Annotated in this window: 25 protein-coding genes and 1 tRNA gene; 10 read left to right on the top strand and 16 right to left on the bottom strand. The window is 63.2% G+C overall.

From position 1 onward, the window contains the following. Positions 1-78: 78 nt before the first annotated feature. The 6 genes from EK403_RS21295 to EK403_RS22635 form a co-directional block, all read right to left on the bottom strand. Positions 79-777 (bottom strand): hypothetical protein, encoded by a 699-nt coding sequence (locus tag EK403_RS21295; RefSeq protein ID WP_128779469.1) that lies wholly within the window; start codon positions 775-777, stop codon positions 79-81. Positions 778-928: 151 nt separating this feature from the next. After that, complete coding sequence (locus tag EK403_RS22640) at positions 929-1,087, bottom strand: hypothetical protein (RefSeq protein WP_164919714.1); 159 nt, start codon at positions 1,085-1,087, stop codon at positions 929-931. A 210-nt stretch (positions 1,088-1,297) separates the two neighbouring features. Continuing rightward, positions 1,298-1,489 carry a hypothetical protein gene (locus tag EK403_RS21290; RefSeq protein ID WP_128779468.1) on the bottom strand — a complete coding sequence of 64 codons (192 nt, stop codon included), beginning with the start codon at positions 1,487-1,489 and terminating at the stop codon, positions 1,298-1,300. Positions 1,490-1,635: 146 nt separating this feature from the next. Next, positions 1,636-1,905: a hypothetical protein gene (locus EK403_RS21285; RefSeq protein WP_128779467.1), complete on the bottom strand. Its 270-nt coding sequence runs from the start codon at positions 1,903-1,905 to the stop codon at positions 1,636-1,638. A gap of 115 nt (positions 1,906-2,020) precedes the next feature. Further along, positions 2,021-2,701 (bottom strand): RES family NAD+ phosphorylase, encoded by a 681-nt coding sequence (locus tag EK403_RS21280; RefSeq protein WP_164919719.1) that lies wholly within the window; start codon positions 2,699-2,701, stop codon positions 2,021-2,023. Next, positions 2,698-3,045 carry an MbcA/ParS/Xre antitoxin family protein gene (locus EK403_RS22635; protein ID WP_245479841.1) on the bottom strand — a complete coding sequence of 116 codons (348 nt, stop codon included), beginning with the start codon at positions 3,043-3,045 and terminating at the stop codon, positions 2,698-2,700. Before EK403_RS22635 ends, EK403_RS21280 begins: the two co-directional genes overlap by 4 nt. A 137-nt stretch (positions 3,046-3,182) precedes the next feature. Here EK403_RS22635 and EK403_RS23525 point away from each other — a divergent pair, with 137 nt between their 5' ends. Continuing rightward, entirely contained in the window at positions 3,183-3,347 is a 165-nt protein-coding gene (locus EK403_RS23525; protein ID WP_245479840.1) for a hypothetical protein, read from the top strand. A 76-nt stretch (positions 3,348-3,423) separates the two neighbouring features. Beyond that, complete coding sequence (locus tag EK403_RS21270; RefSeq protein ID WP_128779465.1) at positions 3,424-3,657, top strand: hypothetical protein; 234 nt, start codon at positions 3,424-3,426, stop codon at positions 3,655-3,657. A 123-nt stretch (positions 3,658-3,780) separates the two neighbouring features. Here EK403_RS21270 and EK403_RS21265 read toward each other — a convergent pair whose 3' ends face one another. The 6 genes from EK403_RS21265 to EK403_RS21245 form a co-directional block, all read right to left on the bottom strand. Further along, positions 3,781-5,328 (bottom strand): AAA family ATPase, encoded by a 1,548-nt coding sequence (locus tag EK403_RS21265; RefSeq protein ID WP_128779464.1) that lies wholly within the window; start codon positions 5,326-5,328, stop codon positions 3,781-3,783. A 135-nt stretch (positions 5,329-5,463) separates the two neighbouring features. After that, positions 5,464-6,405 (bottom strand): YdaU family protein, encoded by a 942-nt coding sequence (locus EK403_RS21260; protein WP_164919717.1) that lies wholly within the window; start codon positions 6,403-6,405, stop codon positions 5,464-5,466. Between the two features lie 11 nt (positions 6,406-6,416). Beyond that, on the bottom strand, positions 6,417-6,680 hold the full coding sequence (locus EK403_RS21255; RefSeq protein ID WP_128779462.1) for a hypothetical protein: 264 nt from the start codon (positions 6,678-6,680) through the stop codon (positions 6,417-6,419). After that, a complete protein-coding gene (locus EK403_RS21250; RefSeq protein ID WP_164919716.1) occupies positions 6,673-6,936 on the bottom strand; it encodes a hypothetical protein in 264 nt (87 codons plus the stop codon). Before EK403_RS21250 ends, EK403_RS21255 begins: the two co-directional genes overlap by 8 nt. Before the next feature lie 92 nt (positions 6,937-7,028). Then, positions 7,029-7,169: a hypothetical protein gene (locus EK403_RS22630; protein WP_164919715.1), complete on the bottom strand. Its 141-nt coding sequence runs from the start codon at positions 7,167-7,169 to the stop codon at positions 7,029-7,031. Further along, positions 7,166-7,498: a hypothetical protein gene (locus tag EK403_RS21245; protein WP_128779460.1), complete on the bottom strand. Its 333-nt coding sequence runs from the start codon at positions 7,496-7,498 to the stop codon at positions 7,166-7,168. The genes EK403_RS22630 and EK403_RS21245 overlap by 4 nt, the downstream gene beginning before the upstream one ends. 197 nt (positions 7,499-7,695) lie before the next feature. Here EK403_RS21245 and EK403_RS21240 point away from each other — a divergent pair, with 197 nt between their 5' ends. The 3 genes from EK403_RS21240 (at position 7,696) to EK403_RS21230 (ending at position 9,171) form a co-directional block, all read left to right on the top strand. Further along, the gene (locus EK403_RS21240) at positions 7,696-7,944 is read left to right on the top strand and encodes a hypothetical protein (RefSeq protein ID WP_128779459.1); all 249 of its coding nucleotides are present in this window, start codon (positions 7,696-7,698) and stop codon (positions 7,942-7,944) included. Between the two features lie 3 nt (positions 7,945-7,947). Further along, positions 7,948-8,187 (top strand): hypothetical protein, encoded by a 240-nt coding sequence (locus EK403_RS21235; protein WP_128779458.1) that lies wholly within the window; start codon positions 7,948-7,950, stop codon positions 8,185-8,187. A 135-nt stretch (positions 8,188-8,322) separates the two neighbouring features. Beyond that, positions 8,323-9,171, top strand: coding sequence for a helix-turn-helix domain-containing protein (locus EK403_RS21230; protein ID WP_128779457.1), 849 nt, complete (start codon positions 8,323-8,325; stop codon positions 9,169-9,171). Between the two features lie 48 nt (positions 9,172-9,219). Here EK403_RS21230 and EK403_RS21225 read toward each other — a convergent pair whose 3' ends face one another. Continuing rightward, entirely contained in the window at positions 9,220-10,836 is a 1,617-nt protein-coding gene (locus EK403_RS21225) for an RNA/DNA-binding domain-containing protein (protein WP_128779456.1), read from the bottom strand. 641 nt (positions 10,837-11,477) lie between these two features. On the opposite strand from EK403_RS21225, the gene EK403_RS21220 reads away from it, so the two are divergent. From EK403_RS21220 to EK403_RS21200, 5 genes are read left to right on the top strand one after another with little or no spacing between them, the layout of a single operon-like run. Continuing rightward, positions 11,478-13,094: a hypothetical protein gene (locus tag EK403_RS21220; RefSeq protein WP_128779455.1), complete on the top strand. Its 1,617-nt coding sequence runs from the start codon at positions 11,478-11,480 to the stop codon at positions 13,092-13,094. Next, positions 13,091-13,342: a hypothetical protein gene (locus EK403_RS21215; protein ID WP_128779454.1), complete on the top strand. Its 252-nt coding sequence runs from the start codon at positions 13,091-13,093 to the stop codon at positions 13,340-13,342. The genes EK403_RS21220 and EK403_RS21215 overlap by 4 nt, the downstream gene beginning before the upstream one ends. Next, entirely contained in the window at positions 13,335-13,640 is a 306-nt protein-coding gene (locus tag EK403_RS21210; protein WP_128779453.1) for a hypothetical protein, read from the top strand. The genes EK403_RS21215 and EK403_RS21210 overlap by 8 nt, the downstream gene beginning before the upstream one ends. A gap of 22 nt (positions 13,641-13,662) precedes the next feature. Continuing rightward, positions 13,663-13,929 carry a hypothetical protein gene (locus EK403_RS21205; protein WP_128779452.1) on the top strand — a complete coding sequence of 89 codons (267 nt, stop codon included), beginning with the start codon at positions 13,663-13,665 and terminating at the stop codon, positions 13,927-13,929. After that, positions 13,926-15,146 (top strand): site-specific integrase, encoded by a 1,221-nt coding sequence (locus EK403_RS21200; protein WP_128779451.1) that lies wholly within the window; start codon positions 13,926-13,928, stop codon positions 15,144-15,146. Before EK403_RS21205 ends, EK403_RS21200 begins: the two co-directional genes overlap by 4 nt. Before the next feature lie 58 nt (positions 15,147-15,204). Here the strand turns inward: EK403_RS21200 and EK403_RS21195 are convergent. The 3 genes from EK403_RS21195 to EK403_RS21185 form a co-directional block, all read right to left on the bottom strand. Beyond that, positions 15,205-15,281 (bottom strand) — tRNA-His (locus EK403_RS21195). Between the two features lie 159 nt (positions 15,282-15,440). Beyond that, positions 15,441-15,914, bottom strand: a complete 474-nt coding sequence (locus EK403_RS21190; RefSeq protein ID WP_245479839.1) for a phasin — start codon at positions 15,912-15,914, stop codon at positions 15,441-15,443. 191 nt (positions 15,915-16,105) lie between these two features. Next, on the bottom strand, positions 16,106-16,483 hold the full coding sequence (locus tag EK403_RS21185) for a phasin family protein (RefSeq protein WP_128779449.1): 378 nt from the start codon (positions 16,481-16,483) through the stop codon (positions 16,106-16,108). Between the last annotated feature and the right edge of the window lie 249 nt (positions 16,484-16,732).

Here is a 16,732-nt window from a genome sequence, read left to right as displayed (position 1 = left end):
CAACTTCTTCAAAGCCGCTGGATACGATCCGGATTAACGCGAATCCGCTCTAGTGTGGATCACATTTCCGATTGAGAGCTAGGCGGCCAACGGGATCCGCGCTCCGCGGGCGGCGTCTGGATGTTCACGGTCGAGCCGCTCGGTGGCTCCAGGGGCGACGCGCCGGCTGATCTCCGCATAACGCAGCAGGGAGCGCCGGACGATGTGCTGGATGACGATCCGGCGCATGTGGAAGTCGCGCTCGGCCTGGGTCAGCGTCATGTCGTCGATGACGATCGCGACAGTGATCGCGAGAGCGGGACGGCCGCCAGCCTTGTAGGCGGCGCTGAGCTCATCGGCCCAGGGCTTGTAACGCAGGGCGTACGCGAGGCTGAGGCGGTCGTTGACCGACGCCGTCGAGCGGCCGCGGGCGGCGCCGTAATCCCTCCCCTTCGCCATCAGTCCGGCGGTCTGGGCGTGGAAGACCTCTTCGATCTCCGCCGCGGCGTCCCGCATCTCGGGCCAGATCAGGCCGGCGTTCATCATCGCCTGGAGGCCGCTGTCGCGGCGCTGGCGGCGCGTGTGAGGCGTGGGGCCGACGCCATCAGACGTACGGGGCCGCAGATCCCGGCGGAGCGCCTTGGCCTGGCGCTTCCGCTCGCGGTCGGCCGCGGCGCGATCGTCTCGAGTCTCGCGGGCGCGCCGCTCGACGCGCTCGCCGAGATGGTCCGCGTTCGCTTTCGCGGCCGCGACACGGCGTTCGGTCGCTGACAGATCCTTCGTAGCGGTGTCATTCACGTGCGGCCTCCTCAGGGGCATGAGGAAGCCGAAGCAGGCGTCGGGCGCGCGGGGAGTGTAGCACGCCGCGCGACTTCGCGAGGACCGCAAGGTGCAATAAGCACAAAAAAAGCCCGCCGACGAGGCGGGCTTTGAAGCTCGTAAAAGCCTTTTAGCCGAGCATCTCGGCGACGATGGCCCGCATCTCTTCGCGGGAAATGCCGCAGGGGACAGGCTTCCAAGTATCCGGCGCTGCCGGCATGGGCTGCGGCGTAAGCAGGCTTTCCTCAACTGGGAGAGCAGAGCGATTCAACTTGATATGCTTCTTCATAGTTTCCTTGCTGGCGCCGGGCGACATACGACGCCGCTGGCTGCTCAGAGTTTACAGGGATTTCGTAGGACCGAAGAGCCAGCGCAGGCCGGCCGCGAGGCCGACAGCCGGTTCAAATCCGGTGAAGCTCATCTATTCGTCGTTGGCGGCTTCTTCAAGGCGAGCAGGGCCGCGTGGCCCGGCCAGCGCCGGATGGGAACTGGCTTCCCTTCAGGCGCCGTCGGCATCGAGCATGCGTTTCTTTTCATTCAATCTCAGCTCCAGCTGGTCGATGGCCTCGCGGAGCTTCCTGATCTGCCGATCATCGATCCCGCTGTTTTTCGTTCCGATCAGGAGCGTCGCTTTTTCGATCGCCGTGACCGCGGTGGCTACGACGGCGGCGATGTCCGCGTTGTTATTCATTTGTTCAGACCCCTGGACGCTTCCAGTCGAGCATATATCGCGAGCGTCGTGGCGTCGCGGGCGGCGAGCGCTCCTTCACGTTTCAACGATCGGGCGGCGACCGGACTGGCGGCGAGTAGCCAGCGCCTCGTCTATCGCCAGTGCGCTCAGCGGTCGTTCTGCGCCGGCCCGTTTTCCTTGGTGCGATCAGCATAAGGCGGAACGTCCACAAGCAGGCCGATCAGACGCAGCAAAGCCTGGTGCTCTGGGGCCTTCGGGTCGCTGCTCAAGAAGGTCCCCAATTCGATGTGCGCCAAACGACCGCCGGAAGGGCCGTTCGGCTGGTGAATGATGAATGCGTTCCCGTTTGCCGGCTCTCGACCCAGGAACCAGGAGTCTCCGTTCGGGCTGCGATATAGCTCTCGTCGCTCGGCCATGATGACTCGCGCTCCCTTGTTCGGTCAGAGCATACACGAGGTGGGGCCAGGCGGCGCGCTGTCGCTCGGCTCGGCATCCCCGAGACGGATCTCGTCGGGGAGATACGCTGCCAGGTCAGGGAATCTTGGTCATCCGTACGCCGTCCCACTCGAACGAAACCTGGTCAGCTCGGCGGACGTTCTGGATCACCGACGGTCGGAAAGCAGCAAGGCACATCCCGCCCGCGAACCGGACGGACGGATAGAGCACGCCGTTGCCCCCCAGCGCCCGAATGGACCTCGCCAGCGCCTGTCCTGCCGGATAACCGATAGCACGATCCGGATCGAGGCTTGCATGCCCGGCTTCGCCACGAAGGTCATGGAAGCGACAAGAGAAGCCGGCCAGGAACTGGCCATAGGACACCAGCTCCTGCGATGCGCCCGCCTCGCGCAACGCATCCGCCATGTGAAACGTCACTTCCGCTTCAGCGGTCTCCGCATCCCGCTCGCCGAAAGCCGCATACCAGCACCCACGATCCTCGTCGTTAAAGCGGTTGCCCGGCGGCTTCGCATGGCAGAAAGCGGCGTTGATGAACGTCCAGCCATAGCCGTAGCTCTCATTGAGGAGCTCAGCCGGATCCACGCCGACCGGAAGAGCCGCCGAGCTGAGCCGAGCTGACGTCAGCCCCTCGAGCTCGTTCAGAATGGCCTCTTCGTCCTCGTCGTCGGCGAGAGGCCTGACGGCTGGTTCGTCGATATAAGCGGTCGGAATCAGGCGGACGGTCCGACCCTCGACGAACTCGATCTCGGGGATCACAGGCCGCCGCGAAGCCCGTCGAGATATCGGCGGGTCCTCAGCATCGCGGGAATGCCGCCCTCGATCATCAGCGCCACCGGAGACCGCCCTTGAAACATCGGGCCGGTGTTGGTCGCCTTCGGCCAACTGTTGACCATCTCCCGGTTGAACAGGATCCTCAACGCCTTGAAGATGCCGACGATCAAGCTCGCGCGGGTTATCTTGTCCTGATCGAGCCGACCACGGAAAGTCCCCGCCTTCATACGGCACCAAGTGGCGATCGGAACGTCGAAGAGGTCGGACGCCTCTTTGTTCGTCAAGCCCCAGAACTCACATGCCCGAACGACGGCTTTGACGATCGTCACCGTCCTCTCCTCCAGAGCTTCAACTCCGGCAGGGACTGGCACCTCTCCTGTGGCGCTCACGAGCCATTTCCTCTGATCCGACATTTCATATCATATGATATACTTGGACGATTGCAAGGCGCGGAGCTGATCCGGATATGACCACCGAAACCATCCACATCGTCCTGACCTGGCGTGCCGACAAACGTGGCAAGCTCCGCGCCGAGACGCCGCTGAAGTTCAAGACCGCCGGGGAGGCGAAGGCTCGGGCCGAACGCGCTGCGGGGCGGTTCGCCGGCGTAGTGGCGATCAGCCAGGGTTAGGACGTCGACACCGAGATGGCTGACGAAAACCCGGCCGTGCTATTCCGCGCCGGGCGCGTGCCAGCGGAGTTCGAGGATGAGCAGCAAACCCGATATCGTCACCGTCCTCCGCGCCGCCGCGGTGATCCCTGAGGACATTCGGCCTGAAGAGTTCCGCCGGCTGCTCTTTGACGCCGCCGCGATGATCGAACGGCTGCGCGACCACGCCGTGACCAGCGATCTTGGTGCGACTCGCGACGCCAAGACGATCGAGACGCTGCAAGACGCGCTCGCAGCCTATCGGAAAGCCATCGAGGAGGAGCCGACCTGATGCCGACGGTTGGGATCCCCGCGCTGCGTGGAGAGCGCCGCGTCGATCGGCGGGAGACCAGCCGGAGCCGGCCTCCCGCGGTGCGCCCGAAGCCTGCCCCGGCTTCGGAAATCAATTGGTGCGTCACCGACCGTACCCTCCGGCGTCGTAGTCCGTGGACCGGTAGCGGCGGCTAGCCATCTCGAAGTTGAGGTTCAACTGGCAGGGGTGGCCGAGTTCCTCGAAGCGTGCCTTGCGGTGGAAGAGCGTCGCCTCGGTGCAACGCTCCCCGCCATCGAACATCTTCTTCCGGTGCACCACGAAGCCCTGGTCGACGCGGTTGTCCCAATGCTTCGACCCGGAGATGTCCTCGAGCTGGGGCGCAGTTCCCCTCACCTTCCCGTCCATCTTCGCCGGGTGCGCGAGGATCTGGACGTGGGCGTTCATGCCCTGGGCAAAGCCGTAGATCTCGGTCAGGCACCGGCCGATGTATTCGGTCTCGGTTTCCTTCCGGCTGTCCCTGTGGCTCTCAACGCGGTTCCAGGGGTCGATCTGGATGACCCTGGCACCGTGACGGACGATCGCGACCTCGGCGCGGTCGAGCAGCCAACGCAGGTCAGGGCGGCCGTCGGGATGGACCGCCCACAGGTAGCGCGCCTCGATCCAGCGGTCGGCGGCGGCGCACTCGGCGTCGTCCATGTCCTTCTCAAGCCTGCCGGTGAGCAGCGTGCGAAGCGTGCGCCGGAGATGCGGTTTAGCCCGCGTCTCGAAGCTCGCCACGAGGATCGGGAAGTCATGCTCCTGGACGACCTGGAACCAGATCTGCGCCCAGAGCGCCGTCTTGCCGTGGCCCGGATGGCCCGTCACGACGCTGAGCGTCCCGCGCGCCAGCTTCACCTTCGACTCCCACTCCGGGAAACCCGGGCTCCAGATCTCGAAGGTGGGAGGTTCAGGGAGCTCCGACAGGCGATAGAGCCCGTCCACCGGCCACGGCTTCGCTCGGTCCCGAACATACTGCCTCAACGCAGCCGGCCCCTCGGCGATCAGGAAGTCGTTGGCGTCCTTGATGCCCTTGGGCCAGTCCACAAAGTGGAAGCGGGCCGCGCCGAGGATGTTCGCCATGTCCTGCCGGAGCGACCTGCCCGGACCGTCGGCGTCGCCGCAGAACACGAACTTCTCCGCGTTGCTCAGGCCCGCCTGCAGCGCGTCCTTGACGTAGCCGTAGCCGCGGAAGACGTCGGAGTCGTCCGGGCCTTCCTCGCGCTTCTCGCGGGCACCAGCTGGGACGCTGAGGACCTGGTCGACCGGCACGCCGGCCTCGACCAACGCCGCAGTGTCGAACTCCCCCTCAACGATGTGGACGACCTTAAGATCGCCCGAGAGGACCGCGTCGAGATTGTAGAACGAGACCTTGCCGCCCTTCAGCGCGGCGAAGGTCTTTTCGCCGTCCGCAGGCCTCGCCTTCCAGAACGTCGGCTCGCTCGAGCCCGCCGCGAAATAGTGGAAGACGATCGCCTCCCGCTCGGCCTTCAGGTCACGAAACCACACCGTACCGGAGCCGACGCGCAGCCGATCCAAGGTCGTCGCGCTGATGCCCCGCGCCTCGGCGAAGGCCTCCGCGGTCGCCGTCGTCCTGAGCGAGACCGCCCGTCCATCCGCAATGCCAGCAGTTCCATTTTGCATCGTAGCCATCGATCCTCACAGCGAGGCAGGGGTCGGTCTTCTTCCGTCGGTTCTCGGAGCAGTGCGGGCAGGTCGTGCGGTGCTCGCCGTCGCGGACGGACCGAAGCCTGATCCCGACCTTCGCCAGCCGCTCACCGGCGCCGATCACCAGGCCACCTCGTTCTGCTCGTCGTCGTAGATCACGCCCTGCGCCGACCACCGTCCGGGACCGTCGGGGATGACGGCGAGCCCGTCGTCCCAGGCTTGCTTGACCCAGGCCGGCGCGTTGTCGCGCTTTCCGTCGCTGGGCTGCGGCAGAGCTCCGTCGCCTTCGATCTCTCGCTTCAGCTCGGAGACGATCTTGCCGAGGTAGCTGGTCGGACCTCGCGCCTTGAGCGCCTTCTCGACCGCAGACGTGGTGGCGGCGAAACCCTCCCCTCTCGCCTGGTGCAGTTTCGAAAGCTTGACCGCCAGACCCCAGCTCACACCCCGATCGAGCAGCCGGAACTTCATCGCCCAGAAGCGCTCCTCGGCCGACGCCAGCGGATCGGCGAGCACCGCCTCGGCCTCCGCCCGCTTGACGGCGGCGCCGACGCGATCCCTGGCCGGCGTCCCTCTCGGAGAAAGGGATCCGCCGATCAGGGATGAAGCGGGGGAAGGAGCAGCCTCAGGTTTGGGAGGGTGCGCGACGCCGCCGTCAGGCGGCGGAGCGGGATCTTCTCTTTCTTTATCTGGTTCTGAAGAATGGCATGGCAACGGCATGGCATTTGCCATGCGTGCTTCCTTATCTTTCAATGCTTTAGCGTAGCCGCCACGAGTTCCGGAATCGGCGCGTTTGAACGATTTTTCTTGCGCTTTTTCGAGCTCCGCGCCGAGCCGCTTGTGCTTTACAACGCCTCCTTGGACATCAAAAAAGCCGAGGATCTCGGCCTTGATTTTCGCCCATCGGGACGGGCTACAGCTTGCGAAACGGGCGAGCCGGCGGTCGTCGGCGGGCAACTCGCCTCCCGCGTTCCACATGCTCATCAACAGCAGCAGATATGCGCCATGCTGCTCGGCGGTGAGCGCGCGCGTGTCCCGCAGATAGTCTCCGACGTAGAGCGGCATGAATGGCGCACTCATTGCAGCCACTCCTCCATCTTCCGGAGGTGTTGGACGCTGGGCCGACACACCCAGCGCAAGGCCGCAAGGGCCTCGCGTGGGCCGATGCGCTCGATCAGATGGACGGTGATCGCGCAGGCCATCGCGCGCGCGGCGCAGACCATGGCGTCGACGCCGTTCTCGATCGCGACGTCGTCGAGCATCTCGTCGACCGCCGCGTAGGCGCTGTCCCAGATTTCCGGTGCAACGACCCTGCTGCTTTCGGTCGCCTGCTCAAGCATTGGCGTGCTCCCGAACCGAAGGATCGAGCGGCTCGTCGAGGGCTTCGGCAAGGTCGCGAAGGACCTTCGAAGGGGCTTCGCCGCCTGCGCCGGACGCGACATGCGCGGCGGACAGGATGATGTCATCCAGCAGCGGCCGGCATGCCTCAACGCCCTCCTGGACGCGCACCTTCAAGCAGGCGTTGGCGACGACATGGGAGGCGTAGGCTGCCAGCCGATCGTCCAGTGAGCGGCCCGGCCCGGCCGGGAGTGGCACCTCGCCGACGACCTCGCGCGCCCATGCGCGTGCAGGCGCGCGTCGCGCGGGAGAGCGGGTCGTCCGCTTGGCCTTCGCTGCCGGTCCGGGCATCAGAAGTCCCTCCCGTCGGCGTGCTTCTCGATCCGGTCGGCGCGGCTGTTGTTGAGGCGGGCGTGGCGGGCGTCGCGCTGGGCGGCGCGACGGAACAGCTCGACCAGCCAGTAGAGGAAGATCCGCCACGCCCCGGTCATGCGCGGCCGTCCTCGAGCTCGGCGACGAGTTCGTCGATCTGGGCCGTGACTTCGGCGCGCCTCGCGGCCCGGCCGGCGGCCGTCAGCCACGGCGGCGGGTCACGCGTGACGGCGCAGAGGAACTCCGGCCCGTAGACCGTCACCAGCACCACGAGATGCGCAGCGCCGGGCGCAGAGACCTTCGCCAGCCATTTCTCGACCGTCTTCACCCGGATGCCGGTGTCGGCGTGGACGTTGGCCGCGGTCTTGTCCGGATAGCGGGCGCGCAGGAAGGCGCAGACGCCGTCCGCGACCTCGATCTGCGCTCCCCCGACTTTGGGGAAATTCACTCCGACTTTTCGCAAGGCGATCTCCGATCCTGTTGAGGACCGGAGCGACGACGAAGCTCCCGAAGCGGACGAGCAGGGAGCGCCGGGCGCGGCGAGGAGCGGCACGCAGGACATCAGACGCACCCGGAAACGAGACGACGCCGCGCCGGATCTTGGCGGACCGGGGCGCGGGTCGTCGTCAGGAGGACGCAAGAGGCATGGGAGGGAAGAAGGTGGACAGGGACGTCCGCGAGCTGGCCGACGCGGTCGCGTCGCTGGAGGTCGCGATCAGCCTGATCGGCACGTTCAGTATGCTTGGCCGGCCGAAGAAGCTGACGCTCGCCGTCGTGCATCTGCGGGGTTTCGCCGGTCGCGCCGGGTTCGACATCGGAGGGCTTGCTCCCGACGTGCTCGATCGGATCGCCGATCGGCTCGAGGCTGGCGAAAGCATCGGCGCGCCGGACTGAGCGGTGACGGTCGATGTCGAACGCAATGTCCGCGAGCTCGCCCGGGCGATCGCGACGCTGGAGGTCGTCGTCACTAGGCTCGCGCTCGCGGGCTTCGCCGGCCGACCCATCGTCAGGAATGAGATCGTTGGCGATTTGAACCGCATGGCCGACCACGCCCTTTTCGAACGCGACGGGCTCGACCCGGTGATGCTGGACAGGATCGTCGGACGGCTGGCGCGAGGTCACCGCCCGACCCCTTGAGCGCAAGCTTCACCGCCATCGGGTCGGCACAATTTAAGTCCCCGTGCCTTTTCCAGAGACGGCCAATCTGAAACTGTCACGCGCCCGCCGCTAAGCGTCTCCATCCGAATAATCACGTGGAGCGGAGGTAGGGTTGTGCCCGACTCCCAACGTTGCCAAGTCCGCGCCGGATTGCGACCGCAGACGCCGACGCGCAGCGCTATCTGGCGCTGGGTTAAGTGCTGGCTTTTCCGCCAATCCAAAGGTGTCATAGCCGATGATATAGCCGCATCGGCTATCAGACGTCAAGCTCAGCATAGCCGATTTGGACATATCGCTGACCCTACCAATAAGCGTATCTGGCTATGTCAGCGGATCAGACAGATGCAAAACCGAATAGCGGAAATCAGAAAATCGAAGCGCCTCTCTCAACAGGCCCTTGCGGACGCAGTGGGCTCTCACTGGATTACAATTTCCAAATTAGAAAGGGGGGTAATGCAGCTAACATCCTCTTGGATTGATCGATTAGCTAGCGCCCTTTCCGTTAAGCCAGAGGACCTCATTTCTAAAGGGCGATCTATTGAAGAGATCAACTTTTGGGGCTTCATTGAAGAAGGCGGAGAAGTTGACATTGAAAGCGGTGATGACCGTCATATTAAGTCATTCACGCCGAAGTCCGACGACTTCGTTAGTTTTTGGCTCATGGTGTCAGAAGATGCCCTGGCACCGTTCTGCAATCACGGCGACATAATACGATTTGTAACTGTTGATGAATCCGAGGCGGAGCATTATCTAAAAAAGCTTTGTATGGCTGTGGTAAAAGAAAGCGACGGAAACCGCTACGGTTACGTGGGGTTTTTAAACGGCGGTTCGCGTAGCGGTCTATTTACAATTCGACCAGCCGTCGGAAAACCCATTAGAGATTTGATCTTGCACGAACTCCATGTCGCTAGTGAGTTGCGCTTTATGATGCCCTGGGACAAAATCGACGAGACTGTCGGGTAATAAAATAAAGCGGACCATCCCCTTCAGACAGGTATGCGGATTATCACCCTAGGAATCTGCTGAGGTGCTTGGTGGCTTTATTTTGTCGCTAAATTTCTTTTTTAGAACGTAGTACTGAAAGGAATCGCGCTCGACGTTTGAATTATGGACGTAATCGAGAACACCTCTGTCGACCAAAGACGTAAGTATTTTCTTGCAATATTGCCATCTGCGGTTGGTAAGGTTGCTTGTCTGCGTCACGTTTATTGTCCGATTCTCTGCAATAAAATTCACGATCCGTCTTTCCATTTCGGATAGTTGCTTACTAAGCGTCTCTCCAAGAATGGTGAATGCGTCTGTATCGACAAAAAGCTTTCTGTGCTCGACATCATTCTTAAGAATTACCTGTACGAGCGCTCCACCTATGTCTTTTTGCTGGAACACGGGGGCGGGTAGCCCGGAACTCTGCATGTAATCTCGTATACGGCGAGTGCCCTCGTGAGCACAAAGCACAAACTTGAGATAAAACATGGCATCCATAAGATGCGGGTTTCTGGGCTGGTGCATATCATAGATATTATCGGGCGTTACATAGGGTGGAAATCCTCCAGGACTTTCGATCACCAAACGATCATCGAACATTTTTACAAAGATGTTCATGTTCTTAAGGGCATACGACCGGTGCACACACGCGTTTACAACTGCCTCGTACCATGCCGCTTTGGGGTACTCAGGAGTTGAATAGAAGTGATTGTCCTTGCCCAGCTTACTAAACTCGCGAACTTGTCCGTCAACAATTCGCTCACAGTTTAGTATAATTTCTGGAACGGTTCCCTCTATCCATTCGCTTTTGATTGCATTGTAATGTTCACCAGTTTTCTCGACGGTTCCATCAAACCGAAAGAAACGAATGCGACAGCCCGGAACGACTAGCTCTGGGTCTTTGGCAAACAATAGGGCGCAAGCAAGGTTTGGTTTGAAAAAGCCGTTGACGATCTTTCCTAGGCGGCGGAGTTCTAGAATTTCGTCTGTTTGCAGTGTTTCAGGAAGATTTCGTGCCGCACGAACGTTGGCGACAAACTGTGCGATTAATGACGCTTTAAAATCTTCGGGATAGGAAAGGGCAACCGGCTCCCGTTCTAGGTCCAGTTGGCCTTTGATGTTTCTCAGATCATGTTTTTCTTCGTCAGTAAGCTTCTTCTTCGACTCCCCGCGTCGTATCCAGGCATGGCCGTCTGTTGTCTCTACGACGCGATCCGGTCGATAGTAGATTCGCACAGCTAAAATACTGTCCTCGTTGCCAGAGGAGTTATTCAGGCGCACGGTTTTGCACTCGTATCGAGCGTCCGGACAGAACGTGTCGCCAGCCCTTTCGAGTTCGTTGAGGTGCTTTTGATCGGACTTCGCGCACCCGCTGATTAATCCGTCGTCCTCAACGCCAATGAGAAGGACGCCTCCATCTGGGGATGTGTTTGCGAAGATCGAAAAGTATTCGCCTAGAGATCGAGCCGAAATGCCCGCAGGTTTTCTCTCAACACGACGATCTTCTTTGACGTCGACGATACTGAGACTTGCAATCTTTTCGTATATTTCATCCGCCGTAAGAAGTCGTATCGACTTCTTCATCAAGGATTCAATATCAAAGCTTAGCTGACGTTCGTCAGAAACCTTCTCAATCTTAGCCATGTGAGCGTCGACGTGCCGTTTGAGTGTCCAAGCCTCATACTAGGCACTGAAGCGTCGACGTTTGCCAAGCCTGAAAGCGCGGCATCCTCTTCAAAAAGAGGTTCCGGCAATGATCAGTTTATCAGAGGCTCTAGCTACAAATCGCTTGGCTGAGTTTATCACCCAGGCTGAAGCCGCAGGCTTCGGCCTAGCGAATGAGGCCGACGTCAATCCAGGCGTTAGAGCGGCTGATCAAACAGCCCGATTGGAAGATCGAACATCGCGTTTTTCATCTGACGATGGTCGACCAGAACGCGAACTCGCTGAGATAGCGTCCATATACTTGGCCGACACGTGACGTGGGTCGAGCGGACCGAGGCCTTGATCCAGAAGCTCTCGGCAATAGGCTCGTCGGTCGAGACGTCAAACCGACTTCGACGTTTGAGTGCGCGACGTCGCAGGCGTCGGATTCCTCGCGCTAACTAGAGGCGCGGCGGTCCTTTATGCCCGCAATCGTCGTCTTGCCTACCCCCCGGCGGCGTGGCTGAGACTTGACGATCTTGCCGCACGGGTCCGAGATATAGCTATGTTGGCTATTCTCCTTGACGGATACATAGCCTTTATGGCTATATTCCTCTGCCCGACCCCCCAGAGGAGCTCCCATGCCCGCTTCATCCGCAGCCCGCGTCGCCGACGACGCCCATCCCCGCAAGGCCGCCCGCGCCAAGGCGAAAAGTCCCACCGCCGCCCAGCTGATCGAGCGTGCGGTGAAGAGCGCCGAGCCGCAGCAGCACAATGATGGCGACCCGGCCGACGCCATCGCCAAGTCGTTCTCGCTGACGCCAGACCCCCTGGATCTTCATGGACCCGGTATCCGTTCGCAGCTCCTGTCCAGCTACATCGAGTGGCTGGATTGCGAGCGGCGCTGCGCGACGAGTGAACTGTGGCCCGACTTCAATCCGCCGAAGGATTACGAGGTCATTCCAGCCAATACGCGTTGGGGCCGCTTCCACTTCGCCACCAGGCGCTGGGGCGACAAGACGTGGAACGAGCGCCCTCACCCACTGACGCGGGCCGCCCTCGTCCTCTGGGCGGTCGGCGCGATCGACGACATCCCCGATCCGCTGCGCGACCTGCTCACCGCGTACCGCTACGAGATGACGCGCGATCTCAACCATCTCACCGACGAGGAGGCCGATCGCCACTTCGACGAGGTCCGCAAACCTCTGCTCGACCAGATCCGAGCAAACACGATGACCCCGACGACTATGCACGGCGCCGCGGAAGCGATCCGCTTCGTGCTCTGGGATCTCAAGGACAACGAGCCAGGCGAAACGACGAGTTCGGTGCTTAACGCCGTCGCCCGGTTCCTCGAGCGCGAAGGGCCGACCGGTCCGCGCAACGACGAGGTGTTCTGGATCGGAGGCCCCAGGAAGGATCCGCTCCTGGACCTCCTTGCCCGATCGGCCGAAGCCTATCGACTGGCCGAAGCTGCCGAGGGCGATGCGGCGGCAAACGCGATCTACCATCCCATCCACGCAGAACAGGCGAATGCGCCGGCCGCGACGACCATGCAGGGCGTCATGACGGGGTTGGCGTTCGGCATCAATGGCGACGATGCGTGGTTGGATGACTGCTTCGGCGGCGTGGCGAAGGGCGCCTTGCGTGGGCTGGAGACGATCGTCGGCGCAAAATTGTCCGACCCGGTCTTCCGCGCACTGGAGGCGCACGCCGAAGCGTTCAGGGCGTGGGATGCGCTCTACGGGAAAGTCCCGGACTCGGACGCCAAGCTGAAGGCCGCTGACGACCGCGAATGGAAGTGCTGGGAGGACCTGCTGGCGACGTCGCCGAAGACGCTCTCCGGCCTGGCGGCGCTTCTCGATTACTACAGCACGCCCCGCTTCGCGCAGCGCATCGACGAAGGCGACTTCGCACTGGCCATTCTGAAGGCCCTTGCGTCCATTTCGCCGATCCTGCGCGGCGCCGCGCCGTCCGAAAATGGCGGAGAGCTCGGACCGGCCGTCCTCGCGTTTGAGGCGGCGAGCAGGGCCTTCAACGCAACACCAAACGATGACGCGGACACGACAGATATCGACTCGACGGAGGACGAACTGAGGCGCTTGGTCCAAACCGAAGGACTGAACGCCTGCAGTTTGCAGGAAGCGGAGCTCGCGACGAGGCTCTCCGTCAGGCTCAGCCAGGGCGGAGAGTGCGACCTGTCTATCAGCCTCGCTCATGCGGCGCTCGGCTACTTCCTCGGCGAGGAGGCGGTCTCGTGAGCCGATTGGCCTCGATGCTCCGCACCCGGGGCGTCTGGCCGGCAGTCGAGGCGGAACTCATCCGCCTCGGCGTGGCCTACCGGCTGATGCGGGGCGGCAAGCACCCTGTCGTCACGATCAAGGTCGGGGAGCGGCGTCGCCGCTTCCCAATCGCCGGCTCACCCCATGCCCACGGCCATTCGGCCCGCAAGGCCGTTTGCCAAGTCAGGCGCATCGTCACCGAGATGCAGGAGGCGGCGCATGGGTGACGTGGTCGCCTTTCCCTCGCGTAAAACGAAAGTTGTCCGGCTAGCGTCGGTCCCGAATGTCCAGCTTCGGCGCGCGCAGGCCTATGCCGCCGGTATCGCCAGTTCTCGCGGCGATCTGGTGAAATGGCGCGACGCCGACTTCCAAGGCGAGCCGGGCGATTGGGTCGTGGATTGGTGGGCCGACAGTGAGGACAGCATCTGCTTGATGGGCCGCTTTCCCACCGAGGCCGAGGCAGACCGCTTCATCAGGGATTGGGAACGGGATCATGGTGGTGGCGATCCTCGGGGCGCCGCATGACCGAGATGTTCCGGAGCGCGTGATGCCGAGGACAGCGGACGCGCTCTACCTAACCGACGGAGAGATCGCGGCCCGCGTCTTCGGCCGGGCGCCGAACGCCCTCGAGCAATGGAAGATCATGTCCGCCGCCTTCGAGCGGAAGGGCCTCCCGAAGCCTGAACGCCTCGCCGGCGACCGGCGCTACTGGCCCGCGGTGAAGGCCTTTCTGGACAGGCGCGCCGGCCTGTCGCCTACTCTCGTTCCGGAGGCTGGCGAGGCGTCGGCCGAGGCGTTGGAGACGTGGCGATGACGCTGAAGGCGCCTGGGCTCGACTGGAGGAAGACGAAAGACGGCGCAGTCCCCTACTGGCGCGCCAGCCGCGACGCCATCAAGGCCGGCTACGACGTCAAGAACGTCCGCCTCACGGGCCTTAGCGACGACGAGATCGTGGACCGCTGCCGCCGGCTTCAGGCCGAGATGTTGGAGTGGCTAGACGGGGAGCCGCAGGACCCGACCCGCTACGACGGGACGGTCCGCTCCCTGGTCCGCATCTTCCAGGCTCACCCGGACAGCCCCTTCCGCGAGAAGCGTCACGACACGCGCGAGTTCTACGCAGGCTATTGCAGGCTGCTCGAGGAGAACGTTGGCCAGGTCCGGGTCTCGAGCCTGACCGGCCCCGACATCCGGCGCTGGTACAACCGCTTCGCCGAACCGAAGAAGGACGCGGACGGGAACCCCGTAGGTCAGCGACGCGTGCGGCGGGCGCAATCGGCCATCGCCACATTCCGACGGTGCGTTTCGTTCGGCGTCGAGCTGAAGCACCGCGGCTGCGCGGACCTGGCGACAATCCTGTCCAACATGCGCTTCGCCGGCCCGGCGGCCCGCGACAGCGTCCTGACCCTCGCACACGCCAGAGCGATCATCGCCAAGGCTCATGAGCTCGGACGTCCGAGCATCGCCCTCGCGCAGGCATTCGCCTTCGACCTGACGCTGCGGCAGAAGGACATCATCGGGGAATGGACATCCGACGCCCAGTCGGCTGCCGGCGGGATCGTGGACAACGGCCGCCGATGGGACTGGGGCCTGCTCTGGTCGCACATCGACGAGCGCGGCGTCCTCCGGAAGCCGACATCGAAATCGAACGGGCGGAAGGTGCTCGCCTTCGATCTGTCCCTGTTCCCGCTCGTGTCCGCGGAGATCGAGAGAGTCGCCGCCGATCGCCGTGTCGGACCGATCGTCGTGAACGAGCACACCGGCTTGCCCTACAAGCCGCGCAAGTTCTCCGAGGTCTGGCGGACCGTCGCGACCGCGGCCGGAGTTCCGGCCGATGTCTGGCAGATGGACAGCCGTGCGGGCGGCCTGACGGAGACCACCGACGCCGGCGCGGACCTCGAGACAGCCCGTCACCAGGCCGGTCATTCGAACATCGCGACGACGGCGCGCTACTCGCGCGGGTCGCTCGCCAAGACGTCCGAGGTGGCCCGGCTCAGGGTCGCGTTTCGGGACAAGAACGGCGTGGAAACGTGACCTTCCCACGGCATTCCCACGGATCGCCTAGGGAGGGCCGGAAGGTCCAAGAAGTTGTTGGTACCGCCACCCCGGCTTGAACGGGGGACCTCCAGATCCACAATCTGGCGCTCTAACCAACTGAGCTATGGCGGCTCGCGGGGGCGCCCTCGCGGGCGGGGCGGACCCTAGGTGAAACGGATTTCCGCGGCAAGACCGCTCGGCCGTCTCCGATCATGAAAACGCCCGACCCGCATTTTTGCGGATCGGGCGTCGTTTCAGTCTCGACGCGGCGGATGGACCGCCGTGCGACGATTACTGCTGCGCGAAGCGCGTGGTCTTCGAGGCGAGGTCCTGGAACGGTTTCGCGCCCTCGGCCGCGGCCTTCTGGGCCAGCGTCGAAAGCTCCTTCACCTGACCGCCGATGACGTCGAACTGCTGACGCGCATAGGAGGTCTGGAGCTCGATCGCCTGGCTCACCGACTTCGCGCCGATCAGGGCCTGCAGGAAGTCGAAATGCGCGTTGACATTGGAGCGTGTGGCCTCGACCGACTTGCGGCCGAACTCCTTGTAGCCCTTGGACGCGGTGGCGTAGGCGTCCTCGAAGGCGTCGGACGCCTCCTCGGCGGCCGACTTCCAGCGCGCATAGTCTTCCTTGGCCTGCTGCACGGACTTCTCGGCGATCTCACGGACCGGAGCGGGCGCCTCGGTCGCCGCCTTGTCCGCGGCGGAGAAAGCGTCCGCGACCATTTCGTCGGACTTCTGCGTGGCGCTCTTGGTAACGGCCATAACCATTCCTCTCAGATGTCTACGGCGGTCGGGGGATTGGCAGATCAGGCGCGTGCCGCCGGGCCGCAATCCGTCTGCTTCACGGCGACCTGACCGTCCCATACGGACCGATCGACCACCGTCCTGTTCTTGTGTGCACTGCAACATAATGGTGCGATGCAGTGCGATCAACCCCCGACGGGCGGTTTAAATCACCGCTTCGTGTCAACCCTGCGACCGGCGACGGCGCCGAGCTCGTTCATCTGTTTGGTCAGGGCCTCGACCTGCGCCTTGGCGAACTCGGTCTGGATCGCAATCACCTCCTCGACGGTCTTGGCGCGCACCAGTTTCTGGGCGTAGGCGAAGCTCGCCGTCATGTTCTGTTCGGCGAAGGAGACCGCGGCGCCGGCGACGGTCCGCATGTTGTCCTGGGCCGAATTCGTCTGGTTTTCAAAAGCGTTGGACGCCTTGTAGGCGGCGTCCAGGAAGCCGTCGAACGCCTTGCGGGCCTGCTCGACGCTCTTGTCCGCGAAATCGCGCATCTCGTTCGGGATCTGATATCCGCCGTGCGCGTCGCCGGGATTCGCCATGGCACCGTCCTCCGCCTGTGGGCTCGCCGGGCGCGGCCGCGGCCGAGCGTCGCGGCGTATCGCCGCCTTTTCTGGTTAACAGCGCGCCCCCGCGCGCGCCAGCGCGCCTTTGAGTGCGGCGCATGACGAGGCTGGCCGGAGGGGGCGCCGGTTAACCCTCGTCCACGATCGCGGGGGACGGCGTCCGGCGCACGATGGACTGCGCGTCGAGCGCCCAGTATTTAAGGTTTCATTAACGCAACGACTTGT

The sequence above is a fragment of the Hansschlegelia zhihuaiae genome, from assembly GCF_004103825.1.
Taxonomy (GTDB): Bacteria; Pseudomonadota; Alphaproteobacteria; order Rhizobiales; family Methylopilaceae; genus Methylopila; species Methylopila zhihuaiae.
This window is presented reverse-complemented; position numbering and strand designations above follow the sequence as displayed.